The following is a 24,196-nucleotide window of genomic DNA, read 5'->3' as shown; positions in this document are numbered from 1 at the left end:
CCACCTGCGAGATACTAGAACACACCAGACAGCCACCACCACACCCACAAAGGGGCACCCATGACCGTACTCGACGACATCATCGTTGGCGTCCGCGAAGACATGGCAGCACGCCAGGCCATCATCCCACTCGACACCATGAAAGCCCGAGCGCTCGCAGCAGCCCCCGCCCTCGACGCCCACGCCGCCCTCCTCGGGGCAGCAGAAAGCACCGTCGAAATCATCTCCGAAGTCAAACGGTCCTCACCCTCCAAGGGCGCCCTCTCCGACATTCCCGACCCCGCCGAACTGGCCGCTGCCTACCAGGCCGGGGGAGCAGCCGCCATTTCTGTGCTCACCGAAGAACGCCGCTTCAAGGGCACCCTGGCCGACCTCGACGCCGTCCGCGCCGCCGTCACCATCCCGGTACTGCGCAAGGACTTCACCGTTGACGAATACCAAATCTATGAAGCCCGCGCCCACGGGGCCGACCTCATCCTCCTCATCGTCGCCGCCCTGGACGACGACACCCTGCGCCGCTTCCTCGACCTCACCCACGAACTCGGCATGAACGCCCTGGTCGAAACCCACACCCCCGAAGAAATCGAACGGGCTGTTGCTGTGGGCGCCCGCATTGTGGGTGTCAACGTGCGCAACCTCAAGACCTTAGAGGTCGATAACGCCAACTTCAGCAAGCTAGCCCCCCTGCTACCTCAGGACGCCATCATCGTGGCTGAGTCGGGCGTTGCCAGCCCCCAGGACGTCGCCGACTACGCCGCCCATGGGGCTAAGGCTGTGCTGGTGGGTGAGGCCCTGGTCAAGTCTGGCACCCCCACCGAAACCCTGCGGGACTTCCGCGCCGCCGGTAGCCAGGCCCGCAAAACCTGGCTGGGCTCTGCCCCTGCCTAACCCCGAGCGTCCTTGCCCCCTGTGAGGAAAGGCAGGCCCAGCCGTCCGCCCCTCACCCACAAACTTTAAGACCAGCCCACCGAAGGGAAACCCCATGACCGAAACCCTGGCAGAACAATTCCTGGCAGCAGGCCAGAGCCTCAAAAACGCCCCCGGCCCCTACTTCGGGCAGTACGGTGGGCGCTACATGGCAGAATCCCTGATTAAAGCTATGGACGAGCTCGAAGCCACCTTCAACGAGGCAAAAAACGACCCCGAATTCCTCGCCGAGTTCCGCCGCCTATCAGCCGAATACTCCAACCGCCCCTCCCTGCTGACCGAGGTTCCCCGCCTATCTGCCGAGGCCGGGGGAGTGCGCTTCTTCCTCAAGCGCGAAGACCTCAACCACACCGGCTCCCACAAAATTAACAACGTCATCGGCCAGGCCCTACTGGCAAAGCGCATGGGCAAGACCCGCCTGATTGCCGAAACCGGCGCAGGCCAGCATGGCGTAGCCACCGCCACCGCCGCCGCCCTCTTCGGCATGGAATGTGTGGTCTACATGGGCGAAGAAGACACCGAACGCCAGGCCCTCAACGTCGCCCGTATGCAGCTGCTGGGTGCCACCGTCATTGCCGTGCAGACCGGCTCCCGCACCCTTAAAGACGCTATCAATGAGGCCCTGCGCGACTGGGTCTCCAACGTCGATACCACCCACTACCTGCTCGGTACCGCAGCAGGCGCCCACCCCTTCCCGGCCATGGTGCGCTACTTCCACGACGCCATCGGCACAGAAGCCCGCGAACAGTTCCTTGAAGCAACCGGCACCCTGCCCACCGGCATCGCAGCCTGTGTCGGCGGTGGCTCCAACGCTATCGGCCTCTTCCACGCCTTCCTGGATGACGCCGACGTCAAAATCTACGGCTTTGAAGCCGGCGGCGATGGAATCGACACCGACCGCCACGCAGCCACCATCTCCCTGGGCAAGCCCGGCATGCTCCACGGGGCCATCACCTACCTCATGCAGGACGACGACGGCCAAACCATCGAATCCCACTCCATCTCAGCGGGCCTCGACTACCCCGGCGTCGGCCCCGAACACGCCTACCTCTCCGACATCGGCCGCGTCGACTACCAGGCAGTCACCGACACCGAAGCCATGGACGCCCTGCGCCTACTCTGCCGCACCGAGGGCATTATCCCCGCCATCGAATCCTCCCACGCCCTGGCCGGGGCCCTGCGCGTCGCCCGCCAGTGGGCGGCAGAAGACCCCGCCACTGCCCACGAAAAGTCCATGATTGTGTGCCTCTCCGGCCGAGGGGATAAGGACATGGAAACCGCCCTCACCTGGTTCGGTTTGGGCAAGGCTATTCCCTCAACCAGCCTGAACGTGGGCAACAAAGAAGCCGCCGCAGAAACAGCCACACAGAACGAAAGCAAGGGTGCCTAATGAGCCACATCGATTTTACGGACGAGGCCCGCTACTCGGTACGCAAGGGTAGCTTCCCCGCCCCCAACCCCGACTCCAAGCTGGCCGCCCGCCTGGCCGAATGCAAGGCTGAGGGCCGGGCCGCCCTGATCGGCTACCTGCCGGTGGGCTACCCCAGTGTTGATGAGTCTATTGAGGCCGCGATTGAGATGGGCCGCAACGGGGTCGATATTATTGAACTCGGCCTGCCCTACTCAGACCCGGTCATGGACGGCCCCGTGATTCAGCGGGCCACCGTTGAAGCCATTGACAAGGGCTTCCGCACCGACGACCTCTTCCGTGCGGTACGCGAGATTACCGCCGCCACCGACGCCGTCGTGCTGGTCATGACCTACTGGAACCCCGTTTTGCGACGCGGGGTTGACCGGTTCGCTGAGGAACTGGCAGCAGCCGGTGGCGCTGGCCTAATCACCCCCGATCTGGTGCCCGACGAAGCAGCTGACTGGTTTGAAGCCTCTGAGAAGCACGGCCTAGACCGCATCTTCCTGGCCGCTATCTCCTCTACCCCCGAGCGTCTTGCCCTGATTTCTCAGGCCTCTAGCGGTTTCGTCTACGCTGTATCCGTCATGGGCGTGACCGGGGCCCGTTCCTCGGTGAACACCGCTGCTGAAACCCTGGTGGCTGACCTGCGGGCTGCCGGTGCCCCCGCTGCCTGTGTGGGCCTGGGCGTGTCCAAGCGCGAGCACGTTGAAGAAATCGGGGCCTACGCCGACGGTGTGATCGTGGGTACCGCCCTGGTCAAGGCCCTGGCTGAGGGTGGCCCGGCAGCCGTCGGCGCCCTGACCCGCCAGCTGGCTGGCCGCGAATAGGGTAGGGGCTTATGACTTCCACTCTGCTTGCCTCTATTCCTTCGCCGTCCATCTCAACCATCCAGCTGGGCCCCCTGACTATCCACTTCTATGCCCTCTGCATACTGGCGGGCATTGTGGTTTGCATGTGGCTGACCGGCCGCCGCTGGGCTGCCTGGGGTGAAGACCCCGAACGCGTCTGGGACGTTGCCATGTGGGCAATCCCCTCCGGCATTATTGGGGCCCGCCTCTACCATGTGCTGATTACCGACCCCGGCTCCTACTTCGGTGAGGGCGCCAACCCGCTTGATGTCTTCAAGATTTGGGAGGGCGGTATCGGCATTATGGGCGCAATTTCGGTCGGTGGCCTGGGTGCCTGGTACGCCTGCCGCCGGTACGGGATTTCGCTGGCTAAGTTCGCGGACGCCGCCGCCCCCGGCATCATGATCGCCCAGGCTATGGGCCGCTGGGGCAACTGGTTCAACCAGGAGCTCTTCGGCAAGCCCACCACCCTGCCCTGGGGCCTGGAAATTTCGGCTACCTCGCCCAATTTCCCCGACCAGTACCCGGCAGGCACCCTCTTCCACCCGACTTTTCTCTATGAGTCCCTGTGGAACCTCCTGGGTGCGGCCCTGCTGCTTGCCCTGGGGCGTCGCGGTATCTTCCAGCTGGGGCAGGTCTTCTGGACTTATGTTGTCTGGTACGGTTTTGGCCGCCTGATGATTGAGACCTTCTTGCGGATTGATACTGCTGAGATGTTGCTGGGCGTCCGTATTCACGTCTGGACGTCCGGTTCGATCTTCCTGCTGGGTATCGTCATGTTTGCCCTGATGGGGCTACGAGCGCGTAGACGCGGGGAGCTGCCTGGCGCCTACATGCAGGGTGCTGTTGTGCCCGGCGCGGACGACCCCGCCCCGGCGTCCGTCCGTACAGGCAGGTAGTAGCCCCCGGGTTCTAGCCCACAGAACTCCACATGACCCCCTCCGTTCTCTCTTTACCCCCTTGATTTTTGAGGGGGTGAAGAGAGAATGGAGGGGGTCTTAGAATTAAGCGCAGATTATTCTTCGCCCTGGGCCAGCCTGGTCAGCAGGGCGGCGGCGCGGTGGGCCCGCATATTCACCAGAGACGCGTTGGTTGATTCGCTGGGCTTCTGCATCGAAGCGTAGAGATAGTAGCCCGCTAGTGCGATGACATTGGCCTTCAAAAACTCAAGGGGAGGGCGCCCGGACGCCGGAATCAGCTCCCTTACCTCGGTGAGGCTCAGGCTAGGGGCGGCAATCAGGGCGTCCGTTGCGACAGAAGCGACGTCATAGTGGGGATTGCCCACCGTTGCCCAGGGCCAGTCAATCAAAACAGCCTCGCCGGTGGGGCGAATCAGAATATTGTCACCCCGCAAATCGGTATGCACATAGGAGCTACCTGCCAGATGGGCAACCAGGTGCTCGTCCACAAAGGCAGCAAACTCGGCGGCCTTCTGGTTGATCAAGGGCAGTAGCTGCACCAGCTGCTGGTAGGAATCAGTGCCCTGAACATAGACCAGGTGCTCTAGGGCTACACCCTGGGCGAGTTGATGCCAGAAGATGAGTTCCTCGGTCAGGTCAGCTTCGGTGGCCGGCAGGTTGAGCCTTGGGTCAACAGGAACCTGGCTCATGCTCTCTAAGGCCCGAAAAACGGCGGCCAGCTCCTCTTTCTGCCAGGGATTTTCCGGGTGCCGCCCCTCGATATCTTCCAGGAGCAGGGCAACCCAACCTGTGCCGTCCGACCCGGAAAAATTGCGGGTTGCAAGGACGGCCGGGATTGGGGCGGTGGCGGGAAAAGCAGAAGTGATCAGACCTTCCTTACGGTGGAGGTCAGCTGTGCCAGGGTGCAGTTGAGCGTCAACAGCCTTGAGGAAAGCCCTACGCCCGTTTGCGGTGACAAGACGGTCTGCTGTGCCCAGGCTGAACCCGCCGCTTTGTGACTCCGAGCTTACGACGCTACCACCGAGTTCTTCCTCAACCCACACCTGGACGGGGCGGGGGAGGTCTGCCCAGGTGGCACGTTGAGTGGGGGCGGTAACAACTGGATTCTGCTCATTCATGTTTTCAGTGTAGTCACCCAGGTGTGCTTAGGGGCGGCGGCACCGTAACAGAGAAGAAAAATCAAAAACCCCCTAGCAAGGAGCCACCTGTCAGGTTTATTCTTTAAGTGAGCCACAACACCAGACACAATGAACTCCCCTAGGAGATAAACCATGGCAACCATGAAAGCAGTCGTAGTCTCTGAACGTCTCGATGGCACCGTCGACATCGTAGACCTCCCGGTTCCCGAGGTAGGCCACGGCCAGGTCCTCGCCAAGATTGAATACTCAGGTATCTGCCACACTGACCTCCACGTCGCAGCCAGCGACTTCGGCGAAAAGCCCGGCCGCGTACTCGGCCACGAAGGCGTCGGCGTCATTACCGAAGTCGGCCCCGGCGTCGACCACCTCAAAGTAGGCGACCGCGTCTGCGTCCCCTGGTTCTTCAAGGGCTGCGGCTACTGCGAATACTGCACCAGTGGCCGCGAAACCTTCTGCCGCTCCGTCATCAACGCAGGCTACACCGCAGACGGTGGCATGAGCGAATACACCCTGCTCTACGCCGACTACACCGTCAAGGTGCCCGACGCCCTCGACCCCGTAGAGGCCACCTCCATTACCTGTGCAGGCGTCACCACCTACAAGGCCGTCAAGGAATCCGGCGTCCGCCCCGGCCAGTGGATTGTTTGCTTCGGCGCAGGTGGCCTGGGCAACCTCTCCGTCCAGTACGCCAAGAACGTCTTCGGCGCCCAGGTCATTGCCGTTGACCTCAACGAAGACAAGCTGGTTCTGGCTAAGGACAGCGGCGCCGACGTCGTCATCAACGCCGCCAATGTTGAGGACGTTGTTGAAGAAATCAAGAAGACCACCGACGGGGTAGGTGCCCATGTCGCCGTCGTCACCGCTGTTGCCAAGGCCGCCTTCAACCAGGCCGTTGATTCCGTCCGCGCCGGTGGCACCGTAGTTGCCGTTGGCCTGCCCACCGAATCCATGGACCTCAACATCCCCCGTCTGGTGCTCGACGGCATTAAGGTTCAGGGCTCCCTGGTGGGTACCCGCCAGGACCTGGTCGAAGCCTTTGAATTCGGCGCCCAGGGCCGGGTCAAGCCCGTGGTTCAGCTCCGCCCGGTTGAGGACGCCCAGGCAATTTTCGATGAAATGCACGCCGGCCTGATTAACGGACGTATGGTGCTCGACTTTACCGGGGCAACCAAGTAAGCTCGCACCCCACCTAGTACCTGCCCGCACGGGGTAGGCTGAGGGCCCTGCACTTCGGTGCAGGGCCTTTTGCTTACCCCCGGTAATCTCACTATGAAACACAAAATCTCAAAATATGATACTAATTGTTGCTTTTGTGTTTCACTCAGGTGCCACTGTGACACGCCCACTGATGAATAATTACGACATTTATTCATGACCTAATAAGTGCCTGTCTAGTCCTATATTTTTCGCTTTCCCTTGAAAAATCAGGCATTACAGCCGTTTCTTCGGTACTTGTCTAAACACTCCCCGGGGGTAACCTGTTGAAAACTTACTCTCAGGTGCGTATAAATTTACACAGACGTAACTCAAGACAAACAGAATGGGTGCTGTGTTCACTGCCGCCAACTCATGGCTGTAGAACACGGTGAATCATCAGCCCCACCACGGGCAAGGATTAGCTCACGCGCTCCACCGAGCCTGCGAAGCACCCACCGACCAAACATGCTGCAAGGGAGCGGCTAAACGAGGCGCCAAGCCCTGCTAGCTTCTCCGCCATTACGTTTAGCCCCCAGGCACATTAGAACGTAAGTAGGAATGGCCATTATGAGTCACACACCGATCGGCGGTGCAGCACACGCTGCAGGGACCTTTGCCCAGGATCCCCACACCCTTGGGCACGCACCCTCACCTTTCACAACTTTCGCAGCAATTCCCGAGGCTACCGGTCTCTACAACCCGGAGAACGAAAAGGACGCCTGTGGTTTGGCCATGATTGCCACCCTGCGCGGCACCCCCGGGCACGACATTGTTGATCATGCCCTGACGGCCCTGCGTCGTCTTGAGCACCGTGGCGCTGTGGGTGCAGACGAGGGTACTGGCGACGGCGCTGGTATTCTCTTGCAGATTCCTGACGCCTTCCTGCGCGAGGTCGTGGACTTTGAATTGCCCGAACTCGGTAAGTACGCCGTAGGTACCGCCTACCTGCCCACCGGTGGTGAGAATGCTGATGAGCTAAAGGCTGGTTTGACCCAGATCGCTGAGCGTGAAGGCCTGCGGGTTCTGGGCTGGCGTGAGGTTCCGGTTCAGGCTGATATTGTGGGCCAGGCTGCCCGCGAGGTCATGCCCTACTTCGTGCAGATGTTCATCGCTGAAGCCTCCGGCGAAGACTTGGATGCCGTCAACGCCCCCTTCACCGGGCACATTCCCGTCATTAACCTGGATGAGGATTCCGAGCGCCGTCAGCTGGATCAGAAGGCCTTCCGCGTCCGTAAGCGGGCCCAGCACAAGTTGGGTATCTACTTCCCCTCCCTGTCCTCCCGCACGATTGTCTACAAGGGCATGCTGACCACCGCCCAGCTGGAGCCCTTCTACCCGGATCTCTCCGACCCGCGTTTTGCCACCAAGCTGGCGATCGTCCACTCGCGTTTCTCCACCAATACTTTCCCCTCCTGGCCCCTGGCCCAGCCCTTCCGCACCATCGCCCACAACGGTGAAATCAACACTGTCAAGGGCAACCGCAACTGGATGCGGGCTCGCCAGTCCCAGCTCAAGTCCCCGGTGCTGGGTCGCAACCCCGAAGAGCTCTTCCCCATTTGCTCTGTGGGTGCCTCTGACTCCCAGAGCTTCGATGAGGTTGCTGAACTGCTCATGCTCTCGGGCCGTTCGGCAGCCCAGGTGCTCATGATGATGGTTCCCGAGGCCTGGGAAAACCACGAAACCATGGATGAGGACCGCCGCGCCTTCTACCGTTACCACTCCTCCCTCATGGAGCCCTGGGACGGCCCCGCCGCGATTGCGTTTACGGACGGCGACAACGTCGGCTCCGTCCTTGACCGCAACGGTCTGCGCCCCGGCCGCTACTGGGTCACCGATGAGGGCCTGGTCATTCTGGCCTCTGAGGTCGGCGTGGTCGACATGCCCGAAGAGAAGATCGTTGAGAAGGGCCGCGTTTCACCCGGCAAGATGTTCTTCGTTGATACCAAGGCAGGACGCCTGGTGCCCGACGAAGAGGTCAAGGCAGCGGTTGCCGCCGAGCAGCCCTGGAAGCAGTGGGCCGACGAGAACATCGTTGACCTGGCTGATCTGCCCGAGCGCGAGCACATCCGTGCCTCCCGCAAGTCGATTCTCAAGCGTCAGCAGACCTTCGGCTACACCGAAGAAGAGCTACGGAAGATCCTGGCCCCCATGGCCAAGACCGGCGCTGAGCCCATCTACGCCATGGGCACCGACACCCCCATTGCGGTGCTGTCTACCCGCCACCGCCTGCTCTTTGACTACTTCGTGCAGTCCTTTGCCCAGGTGACCAACCCGCCGCTGGACTCCATCCGTGAAGAGCTGGTGACCAGCCTCAAGACCTCTATCGGTGCTGACGGCAACCTGCTCCGCAACGGCCGGGTCAAGGTCCAGCACGTTGGGCTCAACTTCCCGGTTATTAACAACGACGAACTCGATAAGATCGCCCACATCGAGGACGAGGACGGCATGCCCGCCGCCCTCAAGGTCAGCGGCCTCTACCCGGCTCATGGGGGAGAGGAGGCCCTGCGGGCCCGCCTGGCTGAAATCTGTGAAAAGGTTTCTGCCGCGGTGGAACGTGGCGTGCAGTTCCTGATCCTGTCTGACCGTAACTCCAACGGCGCCTGGGCACCCATCCCGTCCTTGCTGCTGACCAGTGCCGTCCACCACCACCTGCTGCGCTCAGCTACCCGCACCAAGGTTGCCCTGATCGTTGAAGCCGGTGACGTGCGCGAGGTCCACCACGTCGCCACCCTGATTGGCTACGGTGCCTCAGCCGTCAACCCCTACCTGGCCATGGAATCAGTAGAAGAGCTGGTAGCCCAGGGCGAGATCACCGGCGTGACCGAGTCTGAGGCCGTCTACAACCTCATCAAGGCCCTGGGCAAGGGTCTGCAGAAGATCATGTCCAAGATGGGTATCTCCACCGTTTCCTCCTACTGCGGTGCCCAGACTTTTGAGGCCCTGGGCCTCTCCCAGACCCTGGTTGACCAGTACTTCACCGGCACCCACTCCCAGATGGACGGCGTCGGCCTGGACGTCATTGAAGCTGAGGTCCGCAAGCGCCACCACGACGCCTACCCCGACGACGGTGTTGCCGTACCCCACCGCGCTCTTGAAACAGGCGGCGAGTACGACTGGCGCCGCGAGGGCCCGCCCCACCTCTTCAACCCCGAGACGATCTTCCGTCTGCAGCACTCCACCAAGACCCGTCGCTACGACATCTTCAAGTCCTACACCAAGCTGGTCGACGACCAGGCCAAGGACCTGATGACCCTGCGCGGCCTCTTCACCTTTACCGAAGACCGCACCCCCATCTCCATTGACGAGGTAGAACCCGTCAGCGAGATCGTCAAGCGCTTCTCCACCGGTGCTATGAGCTACGGCTCGATCTCCAAGGAGGCCCACGAGACTCTGGCCATTGCCATGAATCGCCTGGGTGCCAAGTCCAACACCGGTGAGGGCGGCGAGGACGTTGACCGTCTGCTGGACCCCGAACGTCGCTCAGCCATCAAGCAGGTAGCCTCCGGCCGTTTCGGCGTCACCTCCCTCTACCTGACTAACGCCGACGATATCCAGATCAAGATGGCCCAGGGTGCTAAGCCCGGTGAGGGCGGCCAGCTCATGGCCCAGAAGGTCTACCCCTGGGTAGCCAAGACCCGCCATTCCACCCCCGGTGTCTCCCTAATCTCACCGCCACCCCACCACGATATTTATTCCATCGAGGACCTGGCCCAGCTAATCTACGACTGCAAGCGAGCCAACCCGTCCGCCCGCGTTCACGTGAAGCTGGTCTCCGAAATCGGTATCGGTACCGTGGCAGCGGGCGTCACCAAGGCCAAGGCCGACGTCGTCCTCATCTCGGGCCACGACGGCGGCACCGGCGCAGCCCCGCTCAACTCCCTCAAGCACGCAGGTGCCCCCTGGGAGCTCGGCTTGGCCGAAGCCCAGCAGACCCTCATGATCAACGGCCTGCGCGACCGCGTGGTGGTGCAGGCGGACGGCCAGCTCAAGACCGGCCGCGACGTCATCATCGCCGCCCTGCTCGGTGCCGAAGAATACGGCTTCGCCACCGCACCCCTGGTCGTAGAAGGCTGCATCATGATGCGTAAGTGCCACCTGGATACCTGCCCCGTGGGCGTTGCCACCCAGAACCCCGACCTGCGTGCCCGCTTCACCGGTCAGGCAGACCATGTGGTCAACTTCTTCGAATTCATCGCTGAAGAAGTGCGCGAATACCTGGCCCAGCTAGGCTTCCGCACCCTGGATGAGGCCATCGGCCACGCCGAGGTGCTCGACATGTCTCAGGCTATTGACCACTGGAAGGCAGACGGGCTCGACCTGACCAAGGTGCTGACCTCAACCGCCGTCGACTACGAGGGGCAGGGTATCCGCCACCTCAAGGACCAGGACCACGAACTGGATCAGCACATCGACAACACCTTTATTGCAGCTGCCCAGGAAACCCTGAGCAACCGCACCCCGGTGGCTATCGACTCGCCCGTGGTCAACACCGACCGCTCGATCGGCACCATGCTGGGCCACACCGTCACCAAGACCTTCGGTATTGAGGTGCTGGACCACGACTCCATCACCCTCAACCTGACCGGCCACGCAGGCCAGTCCCTGGGTGCCTTCCTGCCGCAGGGTATCACCATCCGCCTGACCGGCGACTCCAACGACTACGTGGGCAAGGGTCTCTCCGGCGGCCGTATCATCGTGGCTCCGGACGCCGCCGCCCCCCTGGTTGCTGAGGAGAACGTGGTTGCCGGTAACGTCATCGGCTACGGCGCCACCAGCGGTGAAATGTTCATCCGCGGTATCGTCGGTGAACGCTTCCTCGTCCGCAACTCCGGGGCAACCGCCGTCGTTGAAGGCATTGGCGACCACGGCTGCGAATACATGACTGGCGGCAAGACCCTGATCCTGGGCTCAACCGGACGCAACTTCGGTGCCGGTATGAGCGGCGGCATCGCCTACGTCCTGGACCTCGACATGGCCAAGGTCAACAAGCAGTCTCGCGAATCCGGCGAACTCGGCTTCCTGGAACTCTCTGAGGACGACCGCGCAGAGGTCGCCCAGCTGCTGACCCGCCACCACACCGAGACCGGCTCAACCCTGGCAGCCAGCCTGCTCGAAGACCTTGACGCCACCATTGGTCGAATCACCAAGGTGCTCCCGCGCGACTTCGCAGCCGTTCAAGAAATCCGTGCCGAGGCTGTAGCCGCCGGCGAAGACCCCGAATCCATGCAGGTTTGGAACAAGATTTTGGAGGTGACCGCTCGTGGCTGATCCCCGCGGTTTTCTGAAAGTAACCACCCGTCAAGACCGACCCAAGCGCCCCGTCCCCGTGCGCATCCTGGACTGGAACGAGGTACAGGTCGCCCAGAACTCGGCCGTCCTCAAGACCCAGGCCTCCCGCTGCATGGACTGTGGCGTTCCCTTCTGCCACGTCGGCTGCCCCTTGGGCAACCTGATTCCCGAATGGAACGACCTGACCTGGCGCGAGCAGACCGAGAAGGCCGTTGAGCGCCTGCACGCGACCAACAACTTCCCCGAGTTCACCGGACGCGTCTGCCCGGCCCCCTGCGAAACCTCCTGCGTGCTGGGTATCAACCAGCCTGCGGTGACCATCAAGCAGATTGAGTACACCATTGCCGAGCAGGCTTTCGAGGGCGGCTACATCGAGCCCATTATGCCCGACCGTATGCTCGATAAGACCGTGGCCGTCGTCGGTTCAGGCCCCGCCGGTCTGGCCGCTGCCCAGCAGCTCACCCAGGCAGGTTTCACCGTCGCTGTCTTCGAACGCGACGACAAGGTCGGCGGCCTGCTGCGCTACGGTATCCCCGACTTCAAACTCGAAAAAGATATCGTGGACCGCCGTATCGAGGTCATGAAGGCCGAGGGCACCCGCTTCCGCACCGGCGTAGAAATCGGCAAGGACATCACCTGGGACGACCTCAAGCGCCGCTACGACGCCGTCATTGTGGCCACCGGCGCCACCGCCCCCCGCGCCTTGCCCATCCCCGGGGCCGACCTGGACGGCGTCCACTATGCCATGCCCTACCTAACCGAAGCCAACCGGGTGGTAGCTGGTGACCTAGAAGCACCGAGCATCAACGCCGCAGGCAAGCACGTGATCGTACTCGGTGGCGGCGACACCGGCTCAGACTGCATTGGTACCGCCGTCCGCCAGGGAGCTGCCTCCATCACCACCCTGGCCATCGGCAAGAAGCCCAGCACCGAACGTCCTGAGAATGAGCCCTGGCCCATGTTCCCCAAGGTCTTCGAGGTATCTTCCTCCCACGAAGAGGGCGGCGAACGCAAGTACCTGGCCAGCACCGTCGAATTCGTGGGTGAAAACGGTAAACTCACCGGCCTCAAGGTCGCTGAAACCGAATACCTGCCCGACGGCCGCCGCGTGCCCAAGGCAGGTACCGAGCACGTCATCCCGGCTGACCTGGTATTCCTGGCCCTGGGCTTCACCGGCCAGGACAACGACTCCATCACCAGCCAGATCGGGGCAGAACTCGACCGCCGCACCAACGTCGCCCGCGACGAGAACTACATGACCAACGTCCCCGGCGTCTTCTCCTGCGGGGACGCCGGCCGCGGCCAGTCCCTGGTCGTCTGGGCTATCGCCGAAGGACGCGCCTGCGCCGCCGCCGTCGAAAAGCACCTGACCGGCTCAACCCTGCTGCCGGCCCCCGTCGCCCCCAGCGACCGGGCAATCGACCTCAGCGTCTAACCCCACCACACGAAACAGGCCCTGAACCTCACAAGGAGGTTCAGGGCCTGGGCTCTTTTAAGGAAAGGGGAGAGGGAGTTCTGCTCACCTACTTGAGGGCCTTCTTGAGCACCTCTAGCAGGGGCTGGACCTGCTCACGGGTCGAATAATCAACCGTCTTGGATGTAAAGCTATCGAGCATTTGCTGGTTAGCCTCAGACTTCTTGGGCAGGGCCGCAATCGCTGAACGAATACCCACCATCACCGTCTTGTGCTTGAGGGAAAGACGGGTGTGGTCAAGGCCGCCGCGCAGGTGGAAGGTGCCCAGGGCGTCGTCCACCAGGGCCGCCCCCAGGTTCTTGGTGAGCATGCCGTCCAGCTTCTCCTGGCTAGCCCCGGCAAGCCCACTGAAAGACACCGTAAAAAGTACCAGGGGGCGCACGCGAAGCTCAGCCTCACAGCCTTTAACCTGGGCCGCCCCGGTCAAAAACCCACCGTAGTCACCCATACCCACCACGACGGCGTCCGCGTCTGCAACCAGGCGCTCCGTCAGCTGGTCAGTGGAAACAAGCACCGGGGAGGCAAGCCCCTCCAGGCCCTCAGCAATCCACTGGGCATACTGCTGGGTGTAGCCGTACTGGCTACCAAAAACAATCAGAACAGTTTTCATCTGGCCTACCACCCTAAGAGGTTTGGAATTGAGGGGCTAGGACTGCTCGGCCAGGTAGGCGGCAACCTGCTCTACCAGCGGCTGAATGAAAGCGCGGTCCATGTGGTCAGCCCCGCCGTTTTCAAAGGCCTCAATGAGCTGCTTGTCGTACTCGTTCTGCTTGGGCTTGAGCTTGTAGGCGGTCTTGACACCTGTCAGGGCAGTGCGGTGCAGCTTAGACATCTCATCCATCTTGAGGCCACCCCGGAAGTGGAAGGCCGGGCGGCCCTCAGCAATCTCAGCCTTGTAAGACTTAAGGACGCGGTCGTCCAGGTAGGAGCGGGGGTAGACGGCGGTGCCGTTGAAGGAGACAGTGTAGAAGAGGCGGTGGGGGACCTTGGCCATGGCCTCACGACGCTTGCGGAGGGTGGGGGCGCCGGTGAGGAAGCCACCCAGGTAGCTGGCGCCGATGATGAGGATATCGGCCTGCTCAATCATCTCGTCGGTGGCCTCGGTGACGGGGGAGAGGGTCACCTGCGGGGCGGGGGTGAGGGCGGAGAGGTCCTCGGCGATCCAGTGGGCGTAGCGTTCGGTGTGGCCGTAGGTGGAGCCAAAGAGGATGAGGACCGTAGGGGTGGGCATAGAAACCTCGTTAGTTGTATGAAAATGGAGACCAAAATTCAGAATACAAGCCTTGGTGGTCTGACTCAAGAGTTTGGGGAGGGCCAGGAGGAGTGTGTTTTGTTTGTGACTGTTTATGTGTGTTCTTGTTGGACTTTTTGGGAAGTTTTCCTAAAAAAGTGCCCCATACCTCAGATAAAACCTCATAAAACAACGTATAATGAAACCTGGAAGTGTTGGTTTCGGCCTGGCTACCTGTGAATACGTTGGTTTTCACTGGGCAAGTCCACCTCCCGATCCAACACCAGGTTCTCAGCCCCCTACAGACCTAAGGTTGATTGATGAGACGCGCAAAGATTGTTTGTACCATTGGCCCCGCAATTTCAGCTCCCGAGAAGATTGCAGCGGCTATCGAAGCGGGCATGAACGTTGCCCGACTAAACATGAGCCACGGTGACCATGAGGTTCACACCAACTCATACAAGACCATCCGCGAGCAGGCTGAGAAGCTCGGCAAGAACGTCGCAATTCTCGCTGACCTGCAGGGCCCCAAGATCCGCCTGGAAACCTTCAAGAACGGCTCTGAGGTCCTGGAACCCGGTGACACCTTCAAGATCACCATCAACGACGTTGAAGGCACCAAGGAAATTTGCGGTACCACCTTCAAGGGCCTGCCCGGCGACGTCAAGCCCGGCGACACCCTGCTGATTGACGATGGCAAGATCCGCCTCGAAGCCATCGAAGTTGACGAAACCACCGTCACCACCCGCGTCATCGTCGGCGGCCCCATCTCCAACAACAAGGGTATTAACCTGCCCGGCGTTGCCGTCTCCATCCCGGCCCTGACCGAAAAGGACGAGCGCGACCTCCGTTTCGCCCTGAACATGGGTGTTGACATCATCGCCCTCTCCTTCGTCCGCTCCGGCAACGACATCACCCGCGTCCACGAAATCATGGCAGAAGAGGGCCGCAAGATCGCCGTCATCGCCAAGATCGAAAAGCCCCAGGCTGTAGAGAATCTGCAGGATATCGTCGATAAGTTCGACGGTATTATGGTGGCCCGTGGCGACCTCGGTGTTGAGTTCCCCCTCGAAGAGGTCCCCCTGGTTCAGAAGCGGGCCATTGAACTGGCCCGCCGCTGGGCAAAGCCCGTCATTGTGGCAACCCAGGTGCTGGAAACCATGATTCAGAACCCCACCCCCACCCGTGCAGAAGCCTCTGACTGCGCCAACGCCATCCTCGATGGTGCCGACGCCGTCATGCTCTCCGGTGAAACCTCTGTGGGTAAGTACCCGATCATCACCATCCAGACCATGGCCCGCATTATCAAGTCCACCGAAGAACGCGGCCTCTTCCGTGTTCCCGAACTGGGCACCTCACCCAAGACCCGTGGCGGCGCCATCACCCGCGCAGCGGTCAACATCGCCGACCAGCTGGACGTCAAGTACATTGCTGCTTTCACCCAGTCCGGTGACACCGCCCGCCGTCTGGCCCGCCTGCGTCCGGCCAAGCCCGTGCTGGCTCTGACCCCCGAGCTGTCCGTCCGCGCCTTCCTCTCCCTGCTCTGGGGTGTTGAAGCAGCCGTTTCCCCGGCCGCCAAGGACACCGACGAAATGACCGCCGTTGTTGACCGCTACATGCTGGCCAACGGCCTGGCTGAAGCCAACGACATGATCGTTATGGCAGCCGGTTCACCTCCCGGCGTTGCAGGTTCCACCAACACCGTCAAGGTCCACCGTGTAGGCGACCTGGACGACGCCGGTGCTGTCCTGCCTGAGGCCCGCGAGCAGGTCGGCCCCTTCAACGACTAAACCTACGCTTTTCAGGGCCTACCCTGTGAGCCGTAACCCCGGCCCCTCCACCATCGTGGGAGGGGCCGGGGTTTTTGTGTGCTGAAGGGTACGAAAGGACGCGCCCGCCCGCCTGGGCAGGTGGCAGTAAACTGGCCCCTATGGTAGAAACCTTTCTCACTCGCACCATTGTTATTAAAGCCCCGGTAGACCGGGTGCGCTCCCTCATTGAAGACCTGCACGCCTGGGAGGGCTGGTCCCCCTGGCAGGCCCTGGACCCGGCCATGAAGCAGACCTATTCAGGGGCTGAGCGAGGCGTTGGCGCCCGCATGGACTGGCAGGGCAACAAGCAGGCAGGGGAGGGCCGCATGACCGTTGCTACGGTTGAGCCTGACCTGGTTGAAATCGATATTGAGTTCCTCAAGCCCTGGAAGGCTGAGAATCGGAGCCACTTCAAGCTGCAGGAAACCGGTGAAGGTACCGTCGTGGCCTGGTCTATGAGCGGGGAGCAGAACCTGATGATGAAGGTAATGTTCAAGGTCTTTAACATGCAGAAGCGGATCGGGGCTGACTTCGACCGGGGCCTGCAGGCCCTCAAAGCCCTGGCTGAATCGGCCTAAGAAACCCCTACATCTTAAGTAACCTGTCTATCAGACCTGCCTAGCCGGTGTAGACTGGTAGTGGTGATTCAAGGCCTGATGATCTGGTTTTGAATCGAACCACCGCAGGAACCACAAGATCAAAACCAGATTTGGTCTTGGAATCCTCACCAGCCCGCCCACCCCAAAAAAGGGGTGGGCGGGTTTTTTATGCCTGTGTTCTCAGGGCTGGTATCGGTCACGTGTTTCTACTGTGGGTAGAGCAAGAGCCCCTATCGAACGGGGTTCGGTAGGGGCTCTTGGGCTGGGGTTTGAAGTTATTATTGGGGCGGGGCGTTTGAATTCGGCTGGCATTTCGGGGCGGCCCTTCCCCCATAAGTAGATAGGTAACTCCATGAAACAGAGTAGAAAAGGGCTGATTGCCCTCAATATTGCAATTCTGGTGCTTTCAGTGACGCTGGTCCTTTTGCAGATTAGTCAGGGCAACACCGGTATGGCGGTTCTCTGGGGAGTCTTGGCTGCAGGTAATGCAGCAACTTTGGCACTGCACCTCAAAGCAGGCAACCGTCATGACTAAAACCGTTGTTGTTAGCACAAATGAGCTAGTTACCTTTTCTGGGTGTTTCTAAGCAAGGGTTGTTTCAGGTGCAGGGCTTTTCAAGAATCTAAAGAAAAAGCTCGTGCAGCTCTGCAATGGAGTCCAGTGAGCCTTGGGATAGCTTAACGTTGGAAGCTTTGTAATAGGGCACCATAAAGTCAATGGCTATGCCTTCTTCCCCAACGAACAGCAACACTGAAATTTCTTCTAGCAGAATCTTTGGAAGAAATTCTTTTAGGATGTCTAACATCTCTTCTGCAGCTGCGTGTATGCGTTCCTCATCTGAGGTGATAGCCGGGGACATTGGGGCCTCATCTCTCTTGGTGTGGAGTAACAGCAGACGGTCTTGCACCTTTTGCCGTAACGATTTTAATACCTTCTTCTCCCAGGGAAGGCTGCCTAGATAACGCCTGCTCGCTCAATTCCCCTACGAATGAATCCACGGCTGAACACAAGATTTGGTCCTGGAATCTTCACAGGCCCGCCCGCCCCGGCTAGTGCTGCTAGCTATTCTTCTGAGGTCAAAACATACGGTTTTCCCAAGTGCCGATCGTATCTTGGAATTCCTCTGGGATGGGAGTCCCATCATAGATGAAGGAATTTTTGATGAAATCCATAGCCATAATTGGTTCCCCTACAAAGAGGAAATCTTTGATATCTTGATGGCGTTTTTTAGGGATAAGGTGCTTGACCCCATCGAAGATTTTTTGGACGTCAGCACAGGTTAGTTCCATAGCAGTGGCTTATCCTTTTCTTCTGGCTTCATCTCTACCATGTCAAAAAACCCTCTCCTGTCAACAGGAGAGGGTTTATATCGCCCTGACTAGGCGTTTTGTGGTGCCCAAGGTGGGACTCGAACCCACACTCCGAAGAACCGCATTTTGAGTGCGGCGCGTCTGCCAATTCCGCCACTTGGGCAAGCGGTAAAGCTCTTCTACCTTACACGGTGAGAGGGCGGTTGCGCCAATCGACGCCAGACGTTCCCATAATCACCTGACAGGAAACACCATAAATCTTAAAACACATGTCAAAATAAGGGGTAAGACACACAACCCAATAGACACGCAGCCGATACGACCCAAAAGGAGCAGGGATGTCAGAGCAGACCACCCAGGAGCCCGAGAACCACGAACCGCAGCCGGCACGCACCGTCGTCGTCGCAGAAGACGAGGCCCTCATCCGCCTCGATATCGTCGAAATCCTCAAAGACCAGGGCTTCACCGTCGTTGCCGAAACCGACAACGGCCAGAAAGCCGTCGAGCTGGCAGAAGAACACCAGCCCGACCTCGTCCTCATGGACGTCAACATGCCCATCATGGACGGCATTGAAGCAGCTGGCCTCATCAACGAGAAGCAGCTAGCCCCCGTCGTGCTACTCACCGCCTTCAGCCAGAAAGAGCTCGTCGACCGCGCCACCGAGGCAGGGGCAATGGCCTACGTCGTCAAACCCTTCACCCCCAACGACCTCATCCCCGCCATTGAGGTAGCCATCAGCCGCTACGAACAGATCCGGGCCCTGCAAGACGAAGTAGCTAACATCAAGGAACAGTTCGAAACCCGCAAGCTGGTTGATCGCGCCAAGTCCCTGCTCATGACCAAGATGGGTCTGAGCGAGCCCGAGGCCTTCCGCTGGATCCAGAAGACCTCCATGGACCGCCGCCTCTCCATGCGTGAGGTTGCCGAAACCATCGTCAAGCAGGTCCAATAAGGGCAGACCCTAAAGCGCAGAGCAAAGCCCGCCCCAGCGTATTGCTGGGGCGGGCTTCGCTGTCTTCACAAGAAGGGGGCGGACGCCTACCGGTGGGGTAGGTGCCCGCCCCTCCTTCTTCTGGGGCGGCGCTAGAGGGCGTCCTTGTGGTTGCTCTTCGTTCCGATACCCCAGAGGGTGACGGCTGCGCTGACGGTTACAGCGGCCCACCAGAGGCCGCCCTGGCTCAGGGCTGTCACCGTGAACATGAGGGTCAGAACCAGGAAGATATTGCCGATTAGTTTGCGGCGTGCTGGGGTCATGGTGGGCCTTTCGTTTGCCAGGGATTTAGTGGGCTGCTGCCAGGCTGCCGTCGAGCTCGTCGGTCTCGGGCAGGTCGTCCTCGTCCGCACCGAAGGCCTTAGCTACGCGCTCGGTGAGGGAGGCGATGGCGGCGTCGCCGGTGACGTTGGTGGCGGTGCCGAAGGAGTCCTGGGCCAGGTAGAGGGCGATCATGAGGGCGATCATGGACTCGTCGAAGCCCAGCATGGACTGCAGCAGGCCGATAGCTGTCATCACAGCGCCGCCGGGCACACCGGGGGCGGCAACCATCATCAGGCCCAGCACCAGAACTACGGGAATCATGGCGGTGAAGCTGAGGGAGCCGCTGGTCATATACACCACGGCCACTGAGCAGGAGGTAATGGTGATCATGGAGCCTGAGAGGTGGATGGTGGCGCAGAGGGGGATAGCGAAGTCCACGATCTTGCCCTTGATACCCACCTTCTTGGCGGACGCCACGGTCACGGGGATGGTGGCGGCTGAGGACTGGGTGCCGATGGCGGTGAAGTAGGCCGGCAGCATACCGCGCAGCATGGTGATGGGGTTGCGCTTAGAGACGGCCCCGGCGACGGTGTACTGGATTGCCAGCATGACCCAGTGCAGGATCAGCACCATGATGAAGACCTTGCCGAAGACCGCGAGGATCTGGCCGACCTGGCCGGCTAGGGTCATGTTGGCGAAGACGCCGACGATGTGGACGGGAAGTAGGGGGATGATGACGTAGCCCAGGAGCTTTTCGATGATGGTCTGGAAGTCCTGGAAGATTCCGAGCATTGTTTTCGTGCGAAGGCCGGAGATTCCAAGGCCGAGGATGAAGGCCAGGATCAGGGCGCTCATGACCGACATGATGGGGTCAAGGGTGAAGGAGAGGTAACCGGCTGACAGGGATTCTTCGGGGTTGTCGAAGACGGTGAGCTGCTGGCCCTTGAGGATGATGGGGTAGAGCAGGTGGGCGACGGTGACGGCCAGGAAGCCTGCTGCGATAGAGGAGAGGTAGGAGAGGGCGACGGTGGTGCCCAAGAGTTTCCCGGCACCCTTGGCGAGGGAGCCGATACCGGGGACGATGAAGCCGATGATGATCAGCGGGATGGTGAAGCTGAGGAAGGCGCTGAAGAGGGTGGAGAAGCTCACGAAGAGCTGGACGATGACGTCGGTGGGCAGGGAGGTGCCGAGGGCGCCGTTGATACCTGAGATGAGGCCGGGTGTGGTTGAGCCGATGAGGATACCGCCAAGGATTGCGACGATGATCCACACGAGCAGAGGAATCTTTTTCATGGGGTTCCTTGTGGGTTTGTGTGGGTTTTGTGCGCGTGCACAGACTGCTAGTGTATGCAAATCTGTGCGGTGATGTGGTTTCTTGGGCGGTTTGAGGGGGAAGTATGCCCGGTATCACGGGCGGGCGGCTTAGGGGAGGTCGATGATGTTGTTGGTAATGCGGGCGGTGGCCAGGAGCTTACCGGCCTCGTCGGTGATGTCGATGGCGTGGACACAGACGGTTCGGCCTAGTTTGACGGCCCGGCAGGTTGCGGTGACGGTACCTTCGCGGGCGGGGCGGAGGTGGGTGATGTTGAGGTCGACGCCGACGGCGGCCTTGCCCTGGTCAGCGACGGAGAGGTAGGCGGAGATGGAGCCAAGGGTCTCAGCGAGGGCTGCGGAGGCGCCCCCGTGGAGCAGGCCGACGGGCTGGGTGTTGCCCTCTACCGGCATGGTGGCAACGGTGTATTCGGGGGAGGCTTCGAGGATGGTGATGCCGAGTTTTTGGGAGAGGGCGCCAGGACCGGTGCGGGCAAGCAGGGCCTGGTAGTCGGTGGGGGTGCTCATGGGGGGCCTTTCAGTGGGTGGGGTGGTTGGTTTTATTGTAGGGTCAGGACGCCTGTGCGGGCTAGGTTCTGCCTGGCAGGTTGGGCAGGCGGTAGGATGGGGATGTGACTATTTCATCTGAATCAACAGCCCAGCGCCCTGGCAAGCTCATGCTGATCGACGGCCATTCCCTGGCTTTTCGGTCTTTTTACGGTACTCCCGTTGACGTTTTTGTGAATAAGGAGGGCCAGCACACGAATGCGGTGCATGGTTTCCTTTCCACCCTGATTTCTTTGATTAAGAGTGAGTCCCCGACCCATATTATTGTGGCCTTTGATCTCTCGGGCGGGACTTTCCGCACTGAGGAGTATGGGGAGTATAAGGGTGGCCGGAATGAGACTCCTGAGGAGTTTTACGGCCAGATTGAGCTGATTCAGAAGGCCCTGGCGGCCTTGAAGATTCCGTCTGTGACCAAGGAGCGGTATGAGGCGGACGATATTGTGGCCACCTATACCCGCCAGGGTCGTGAGGCTGGGTTTGAGGTTCAGATTGTCTCGGGGGACCGGGATGCTTTCCAGCTGGTCAGTGATATGGTGACGGTGCTCTACCCGGTGACCACTGGCCCCACGAAGGGTATTCGTTACATGACCCCGGCAGCTGTTGAGGAAAAGTATAAGGTTGCGCCTCATCTTTATCCTGATCTTGCTGCCCTAACGGGGGAGCAGGCCGATAACCTGCCCGGTGTTCCCGGTGTTGGCCCTGGTTTTGCGGCCAAGTGGATTAACGAGTACGGCGATCTGGCGGGCGTCCTGGAGAACGCTGAGAAGATTAAGGGTAAGAAGGGGGAGGCCCTGCGGGAGAACGTGGAGAACGTCCTGCGGAACCGCCGTCTCAACCGCCTGGTGGATGACCTTGATCTGGAGGTTACCCTGGAGGACGCCCACAGCTTTGGCCCCCAGGAGCCTGAGCTGGGTGAGCTGTTTGACTACCTGGATTTCACCTCGATTCGTAAGCGGGTGCAGGAGGCCTTTGCAGGACGCCTGCCCAGCGCCCCTGCTGTCTCCCTGGATGTTGAATCTGTGCTTGAGATTCAGAGCGTAGACGAGCTGACCAGCTTCCTGGCCCAGACTGAAGAAGCCCACAGGGCTGTTGAGCGAAGCAAAGAGCTGCCTGAGAGACTGGCCAGCGCCGTGACCCTCTACCCGGTGGTTGATACCGGGGCCGGGGAAACCAGCCCCGCCCATGCCCAGGCCCTACACGGCCTGGTTCTACTAGCCGGGGCCCAGGCCGCCTACTGTGACCTGGCCACGGTGGGCGACGACGTCCGCTCAGCCCTCTCTGCCTGGCTGGGAGACGAGTCTGCCCCAAAGATTACCTTCGATGTTAAGCAGAACTTTAAGTCCCTGGCTGCCCTCAACCTGCCCCTGGCCGGGGTGGTTGAGGATCCCGTTCTCTCTTCGTACGTATGCGGTTTTATCCCCACCGCCCGACGTCGGGGCGTCCAGGACATGCTAGAAGACCTGGTTGGAGACTGCCTGGGGCAGGCACTACCTGCCGCCCCGGAGCAAGCTGACCAGGGGGAGCTCTTCTCCCTTGAACCTCTAGTAGACCTTGAATACCAAGCCCGCCTGGCCCGCGCCGTTCAAGAACTTGCCCTAGCTCTGCACGCTGACCTCGAAGCCAAAAACCAGCTCACCCTCTACCGTGACATCGAGCTGCCCAGCGCCACCGTCCTCGCCCGAATGGAAATCGCCGGTGTTGCCATCGACGGCACCGCCATTACCGACCTCAAAAAGTACTACGGCGAACACGTCACCCAGGCCACCGAGGCAGCCTACGAGGTCATCGGGCACGAGGTTAACCTCAGCTCACCCAAGCAGCTTCAGGTCGTCCTCTTCGACGAGATGGGTCTGCCCACCACCCGCAAGCTCAAGAGCGGCTACTCCACCGACGCCGACTCCCTGGCTGGAATCCTGGCCCAGGTCGACCCCGACAGTCAGGGTGCCCGCTTCCTCGCCGAGCTGCAAACCTACCGGGACTTCATCAAGCTCAAGCAAACCGTCGAGGGACTCGGAAAGGCAACAGCCGCCACCGGCCGAATCCACACCACCTACCAGCAGAACGTCGCCGCCACCGGCCGCCTCTCATCCACCGACCCCAACCTGCAAAACATCCCCATCCGCACCGAAGAAGGCCGCAAAATCCGTGACGCCTTCGTCGTCGCCCCGGCCCCCATTGACGGGGTAGAATACACCAGCCTGCTCACCGCAGACTACTCCCAGATCGAAATGCGAATCATGGTCCACCTCTCCGGCGATGAAGACCTGATTGCAGCCTACGAGGGTGGAGAAGACCTCCACCGCTACGTCGGTTCCGAAGTCTTCGGGGTTGCGCCCGAGGATGTCACCCCCGACATGCGTTCCAAGGTCAAGGCCATGAGCTACGGTCTCGCCTACGGCCTATCACCCTTTGGCCTCTCCAAGCAGCTGGGAATCACGGTGGAAGAAGCAACCACCCTGCGCACCAACTACTTCCAACGCTTCGGCAAGGTAGGCCGCTTTCTGCGCTCCATCGTCAAAGACGCCCACAAGAGCGGCTACACCGAAACCATGTTCGGACGCCGCCGGGCCCTGCCCGACCTGGCCAGCAGCAACCGCCAGCGTCGGGAAGCCGCCGAACGCGCCGCCCTCAACTCACCCATCCAGGGAACCGCCGCAGACATCATCAAAATCGCCATGATCAACATCGACGCCCGCCTGCGCCGCGAAAACCTGGCCAGCCGCCTCCTCCTGCAAGTCCACGACGAACTCATCCTCGAAGTCGCCGCCGGAGAAGAAAAGCAGGCAGAGCGCGTCCTCACCGAAGAAATGCGCTCCGCCGCAACCCTGCGCGTCCCCCTCGACGTCCAGGTCGGCTGGGGCCGGTCCTGGCACGAAGCCGGGCACTAAAACACCGGGCCGGTCAG

Annotated in this window: 20 protein-coding genes and 1 tRNA gene; 12 read left to right on the top strand and 9 right to left on the bottom strand. The window is 60.9% G+C overall.

The window, feature by feature from the left end; translation table 11 throughout:
• Positions 1-60: 60 nt before the first annotated feature.
• From trpC to lgt, 4 genes are all read left to right on the top strand, one after another.
• A complete protein-coding gene (gene trpC, locus L7A15_RS03655; RefSeq protein WP_237208796.1) occupies positions 61-888 on the top strand; it encodes an indole-3-glycerol phosphate synthase TrpC in 828 nt (275 codons plus the stop codon).
• A 94-nt stretch (positions 889-982) separates the two neighbouring features.
• Positions 983-2,317: a tryptophan synthase subunit beta gene (trpB, locus tag L7A15_RS03650; RefSeq protein ID WP_237208795.1), complete on the top strand. Its 1,335-nt coding sequence runs from the start codon at positions 983-985 to the stop codon at positions 2,315-2,317.
• Complete coding sequence (gene trpA, locus L7A15_RS03645; RefSeq protein WP_237200741.1) at positions 2,317-3,165, top strand: tryptophan synthase subunit alpha; 849 nt, start codon at positions 2,317-2,319, stop codon at positions 3,163-3,165. The genes trpB and trpA overlap by 1 nt, the downstream gene beginning before the upstream one ends.
• Before the next feature lie 11 nt (positions 3,166-3,176).
• On the top strand, positions 3,177-4,085 hold the full coding sequence (lgt, locus tag L7A15_RS03640) for a prolipoprotein diacylglyceryl transferase (RefSeq protein ID WP_237208794.1): 909 nt from the start codon (positions 3,177-3,179) through the stop codon (positions 4,083-4,085).
• 116 nt (positions 4,086-4,201) lie between these two features.
• On the opposite strand, the gene L7A15_RS03635 is transcribed toward lgt, so the two are convergent.
• A complete protein-coding gene (locus tag L7A15_RS03635; protein WP_237208793.1) occupies positions 4,202-5,224 on the bottom strand; it encodes an aminoglycoside phosphotransferase family protein in 1,023 nt (340 codons plus the stop codon).
• Positions 5,225-5,377: 153 nt separating this feature from the next.
• Between L7A15_RS03635 and adhP the strand changes: the two genes are divergently transcribed.
• The 3 genes from adhP (at position 5,378) to L7A15_RS03620 (ending at position 13,166) form a co-directional block, all read left to right on the top strand.
• A complete protein-coding gene (adhP, locus tag L7A15_RS03630; RefSeq protein WP_237208792.1) occupies positions 5,378-6,421 on the top strand; it encodes an alcohol dehydrogenase AdhP in 1,044 nt (347 codons plus the stop codon).
• 588 nt (positions 6,422-7,009) lie between these two features.
• Positions 7,010-11,710 (top strand): glutamate synthase large subunit, encoded by a 4,701-nt coding sequence (gene gltB / locus L7A15_RS03625; RefSeq protein ID WP_237208791.1) that lies wholly within the window; start codon positions 7,010-7,012, stop codon positions 11,708-11,710.
• Positions 11,703-13,166 (top strand): glutamate synthase subunit beta, encoded by a 1,464-nt coding sequence (locus tag L7A15_RS03620; protein ID WP_237208790.1) that lies wholly within the window; start codon positions 11,703-11,705, stop codon positions 13,164-13,166. The genes gltB and L7A15_RS03620 overlap by 8 nt, the downstream gene beginning before the upstream one ends.
• Positions 13,167-13,254: 88 nt before the next feature.
• Here L7A15_RS03620 and L7A15_RS03615 read toward each other — a convergent pair whose 3' ends face one another.
• Both L7A15_RS03615 and L7A15_RS03610 read right to left on the bottom strand, forming a co-directional pair.
• A complete protein-coding gene (locus L7A15_RS03615) occupies positions 13,255-13,815 on the bottom strand; it encodes a flavodoxin domain-containing protein (protein WP_237208789.1) in 561 nt (186 codons plus the stop codon).
• 36 nt (positions 13,816-13,851) lie between these two features.
• Positions 13,852-14,436 carry a flavodoxin domain-containing protein gene (locus tag L7A15_RS03610; protein ID WP_237208788.1) on the bottom strand — a complete coding sequence of 195 codons (585 nt, stop codon included), beginning with the start codon at positions 14,434-14,436 and terminating at the stop codon, positions 13,852-13,854.
• A 320-nt stretch (positions 14,437-14,756) separates the two neighbouring features.
• Between L7A15_RS03610 and pyk the strand changes: the two genes are divergently transcribed.
• The 3 genes from pyk (at position 14,757) to L7A15_RS03595 (ending at position 17,381) form a co-directional block, all read left to right on the top strand.
• Entirely contained in the window at positions 14,757-16,226 is a 1,470-nt protein-coding gene (gene pyk, locus L7A15_RS03605) for a pyruvate kinase (RefSeq protein WP_237212279.1), read from the top strand.
• Between the two features lie 140 nt (positions 16,227-16,366).
• On the top strand, positions 16,367-16,825 hold the full coding sequence (locus tag L7A15_RS03600) for an SRPBCC family protein (protein ID WP_237212278.1): 459 nt from the start codon (positions 16,367-16,369) through the stop codon (positions 16,823-16,825).
• A 373-nt stretch (positions 16,826-17,198) separates the two neighbouring features.
• The gene (locus L7A15_RS03595; RefSeq protein WP_237212277.1) at positions 17,199-17,381 is read left to right on the top strand and encodes a hypothetical protein; all 183 of its coding nucleotides are present in this window, start codon (positions 17,199-17,201) and stop codon (positions 17,379-17,381) included.
• Between the two features lie 88 nt (positions 17,382-17,469).
• Here L7A15_RS03595 and L7A15_RS03590 read toward each other — a convergent pair whose 3' ends face one another.
• The 3 genes from L7A15_RS03590 to L7A15_RS03580 form a co-directional block, all read right to left on the bottom strand.
• Positions 17,470-17,706: a hypothetical protein gene (locus L7A15_RS03590; RefSeq protein ID WP_237187660.1), complete on the bottom strand. Its 237-nt coding sequence runs from the start codon at positions 17,704-17,706 to the stop codon at positions 17,470-17,472.
• Between the two features lie 217 nt (positions 17,707-17,923).
• Positions 17,924-18,136: a hypothetical protein gene (locus L7A15_RS03585; RefSeq protein ID WP_237187661.1), complete on the bottom strand. Its 213-nt coding sequence runs from the start codon at positions 18,134-18,136 to the stop codon at positions 17,924-17,926.
• Positions 18,137-18,237: 101 nt separating this feature from the next.
• Positions 18,238-18,320 (bottom strand) — tRNA-Leu (locus L7A15_RS03580).
• A gap of 175 nt (positions 18,321-18,495) precedes the next feature.
• Here L7A15_RS03580 and L7A15_RS03575 point away from each other — a divergent pair.
• Positions 18,496-19,110, top strand: a complete 615-nt coding sequence (locus tag L7A15_RS03575) for an ANTAR domain-containing response regulator (RefSeq protein WP_237187662.1) — start codon at positions 18,496-18,498, stop codon at positions 19,108-19,110.
• 131 nt (positions 19,111-19,241) lie between these two features.
• Here L7A15_RS03575 and L7A15_RS03570 read toward each other — a convergent pair whose 3' ends face one another.
• The 3 genes from L7A15_RS03570 to L7A15_RS03560 all read right to left on the bottom strand — a co-directional run bounded on the left by L7A15_RS03570 (position 19,242) and on the right by L7A15_RS03560 (position 21,252).
• Positions 19,242-19,412, bottom strand: coding sequence for a hypothetical protein (locus tag L7A15_RS03570; protein ID WP_237187663.1), 171 nt, complete (start codon positions 19,410-19,412; stop codon positions 19,242-19,244).
• Positions 19,413-19,437: 25 nt separating this feature from the next.
• Positions 19,438-20,706: a dicarboxylate/amino acid:cation symporter gene (locus L7A15_RS03565; RefSeq protein WP_237212276.1), complete on the bottom strand. Its 1,269-nt coding sequence runs from the start codon at positions 20,704-20,706 to the stop codon at positions 19,438-19,440.
• A gap of 129 nt (positions 20,707-20,835) precedes the next feature.
• A complete protein-coding gene (locus tag L7A15_RS03560) occupies positions 20,836-21,252 on the bottom strand; it encodes a PaaI family thioesterase (RefSeq protein ID WP_237208780.1) in 417 nt (138 codons plus the stop codon).
• Positions 21,253-21,356: 104 nt separating this feature from the next.
• On the opposite strand from L7A15_RS03560, the gene polA reads away from it, so the two are divergent.
• Complete coding sequence (gene polA, locus L7A15_RS03555; protein WP_336603510.1) at positions 21,357-24,179, top strand: DNA polymerase I; 2,823 nt, start codon at positions 21,357-21,359, stop codon at positions 24,177-24,179.
• Positions 24,180-24,196 lie beyond the last annotated feature (17 nt).

The sequence above is a fragment of the Rothia nasimurium genome (genome assembly GCF_928391935.1).
In the GTDB taxonomy this organism is placed as follows: Bacteria; Actinomycetota; Actinomycetes; order Actinomycetales; family Micrococcaceae; genus Rothia; species Rothia nasimurium_D.
Note: the sequence above shows the minus strand (reverse complement) of the source record. Positions and strands in the feature narration are given on the sequence as shown.

What these genes read in the sequence shown, in the direction of transcription:
- trpB (WP_237208795.1), top strand. Translation starts at nt 983, where the DNA reads ATGACCGAAACCCTGGCAGAACAATTCCTGGCAGCAGGCCAGAGCCTC.
- L7A15_RS03600 (WP_237212278.1), top strand. Translation starts at nt 16,367, where the DNA reads ATGGTAGAAACCTTTCTCACTCGCACCATTGTTATTAAAGCCCCGGTA.
- L7A15_RS03635 (WP_237208793.1), bottom strand. Translation starts at nt 5,224, where the DNA reads ATGAATGAGCAGAATCCAGTTGTTACCGCCCCCACTCAACGTGCCACC.
- gltB (WP_237208791.1), top strand. Translation starts at nt 7,010, where the DNA reads ATGAGTCACACACCGATCGGCGGTGCAGCACACGCTGCAGGGACCTTT.
- L7A15_RS03560 (WP_237208780.1), bottom strand. Translation starts at nt 21,252, where the DNA reads ATGAGCACCCCCACCGACTACCAGGCCCTGCTTGCCCGCACCGGTCCT.
- pyk (WP_237212279.1), top strand. Translation starts at nt 14,757, where the DNA reads ATGAGACGCGCAAAGATTGTTTGTACCATTGGCCCCGCAATTTCAGCT.
- L7A15_RS03565 (WP_237212276.1), bottom strand. Translation starts at nt 20,706, where the DNA reads ATGAAAAAGATTCCTCTGCTCGTGTGGATCATCGTCGCAATCCTTGGC.
- lgt (WP_237208794.1), top strand. Translation starts at nt 3,177, where the DNA reads ATGACTTCCACTCTGCTTGCCTCTATTCCTTCGCCGTCCATCTCAACC.
- L7A15_RS03585 (WP_237187661.1), bottom strand. Translation starts at nt 18,136, where the DNA reads ATGGAACTAACCTGTGCTGACGTCCAAAAAATCTTCGATGGGGTCAAG.
- L7A15_RS03575 (WP_237187662.1), top strand. Translation starts at nt 18,496, where the DNA reads ATGTCAGAGCAGACCACCCAGGAGCCCGAGAACCACGAACCGCAGCCG.
- L7A15_RS03595 (WP_237212277.1), top strand. Translation starts at nt 17,199, where the DNA reads ATGAAACAGAGTAGAAAAGGGCTGATTGCCCTCAATATTGCAATTCTG.
- L7A15_RS03610 (WP_237208788.1), bottom strand. Translation starts at nt 14,436, where the DNA reads ATGCCCACCCCTACGGTCCTCATCCTCTTTGGCTCCACCTACGGCCAC.
- L7A15_RS03570 (WP_237187663.1), bottom strand. Translation starts at nt 19,412, where the DNA reads ATGACCCCAGCACGCCGCAAACTAATCGGCAATATCTTCCTGGTTCTG.
- L7A15_RS03615 (WP_237208789.1), bottom strand. Translation starts at nt 13,815, where the DNA reads ATGAAAACTGTTCTGATTGTTTTTGGTAGCCAGTACGGCTACACCCAG.
- trpA (WP_237200741.1), top strand. Translation starts at nt 2,317, where the DNA reads ATGAGCCACATCGATTTTACGGACGAGGCCCGCTACTCGGTACGCAAG.
- adhP (WP_237208792.1), top strand. Translation starts at nt 5,378, where the DNA reads ATGGCAACCATGAAAGCAGTCGTAGTCTCTGAACGTCTCGATGGCACC.
- L7A15_RS03590 (WP_237187660.1), bottom strand. Translation starts at nt 17,706, where the DNA reads ATGTCCCCGGCTATCACCTCAGATGAGGAACGCATACACGCAGCTGCA.
- trpC (WP_237208796.1), top strand. Translation starts at nt 61, where the DNA reads ATGACCGTACTCGACGACATCATCGTTGGCGTCCGCGAAGACATGGCA.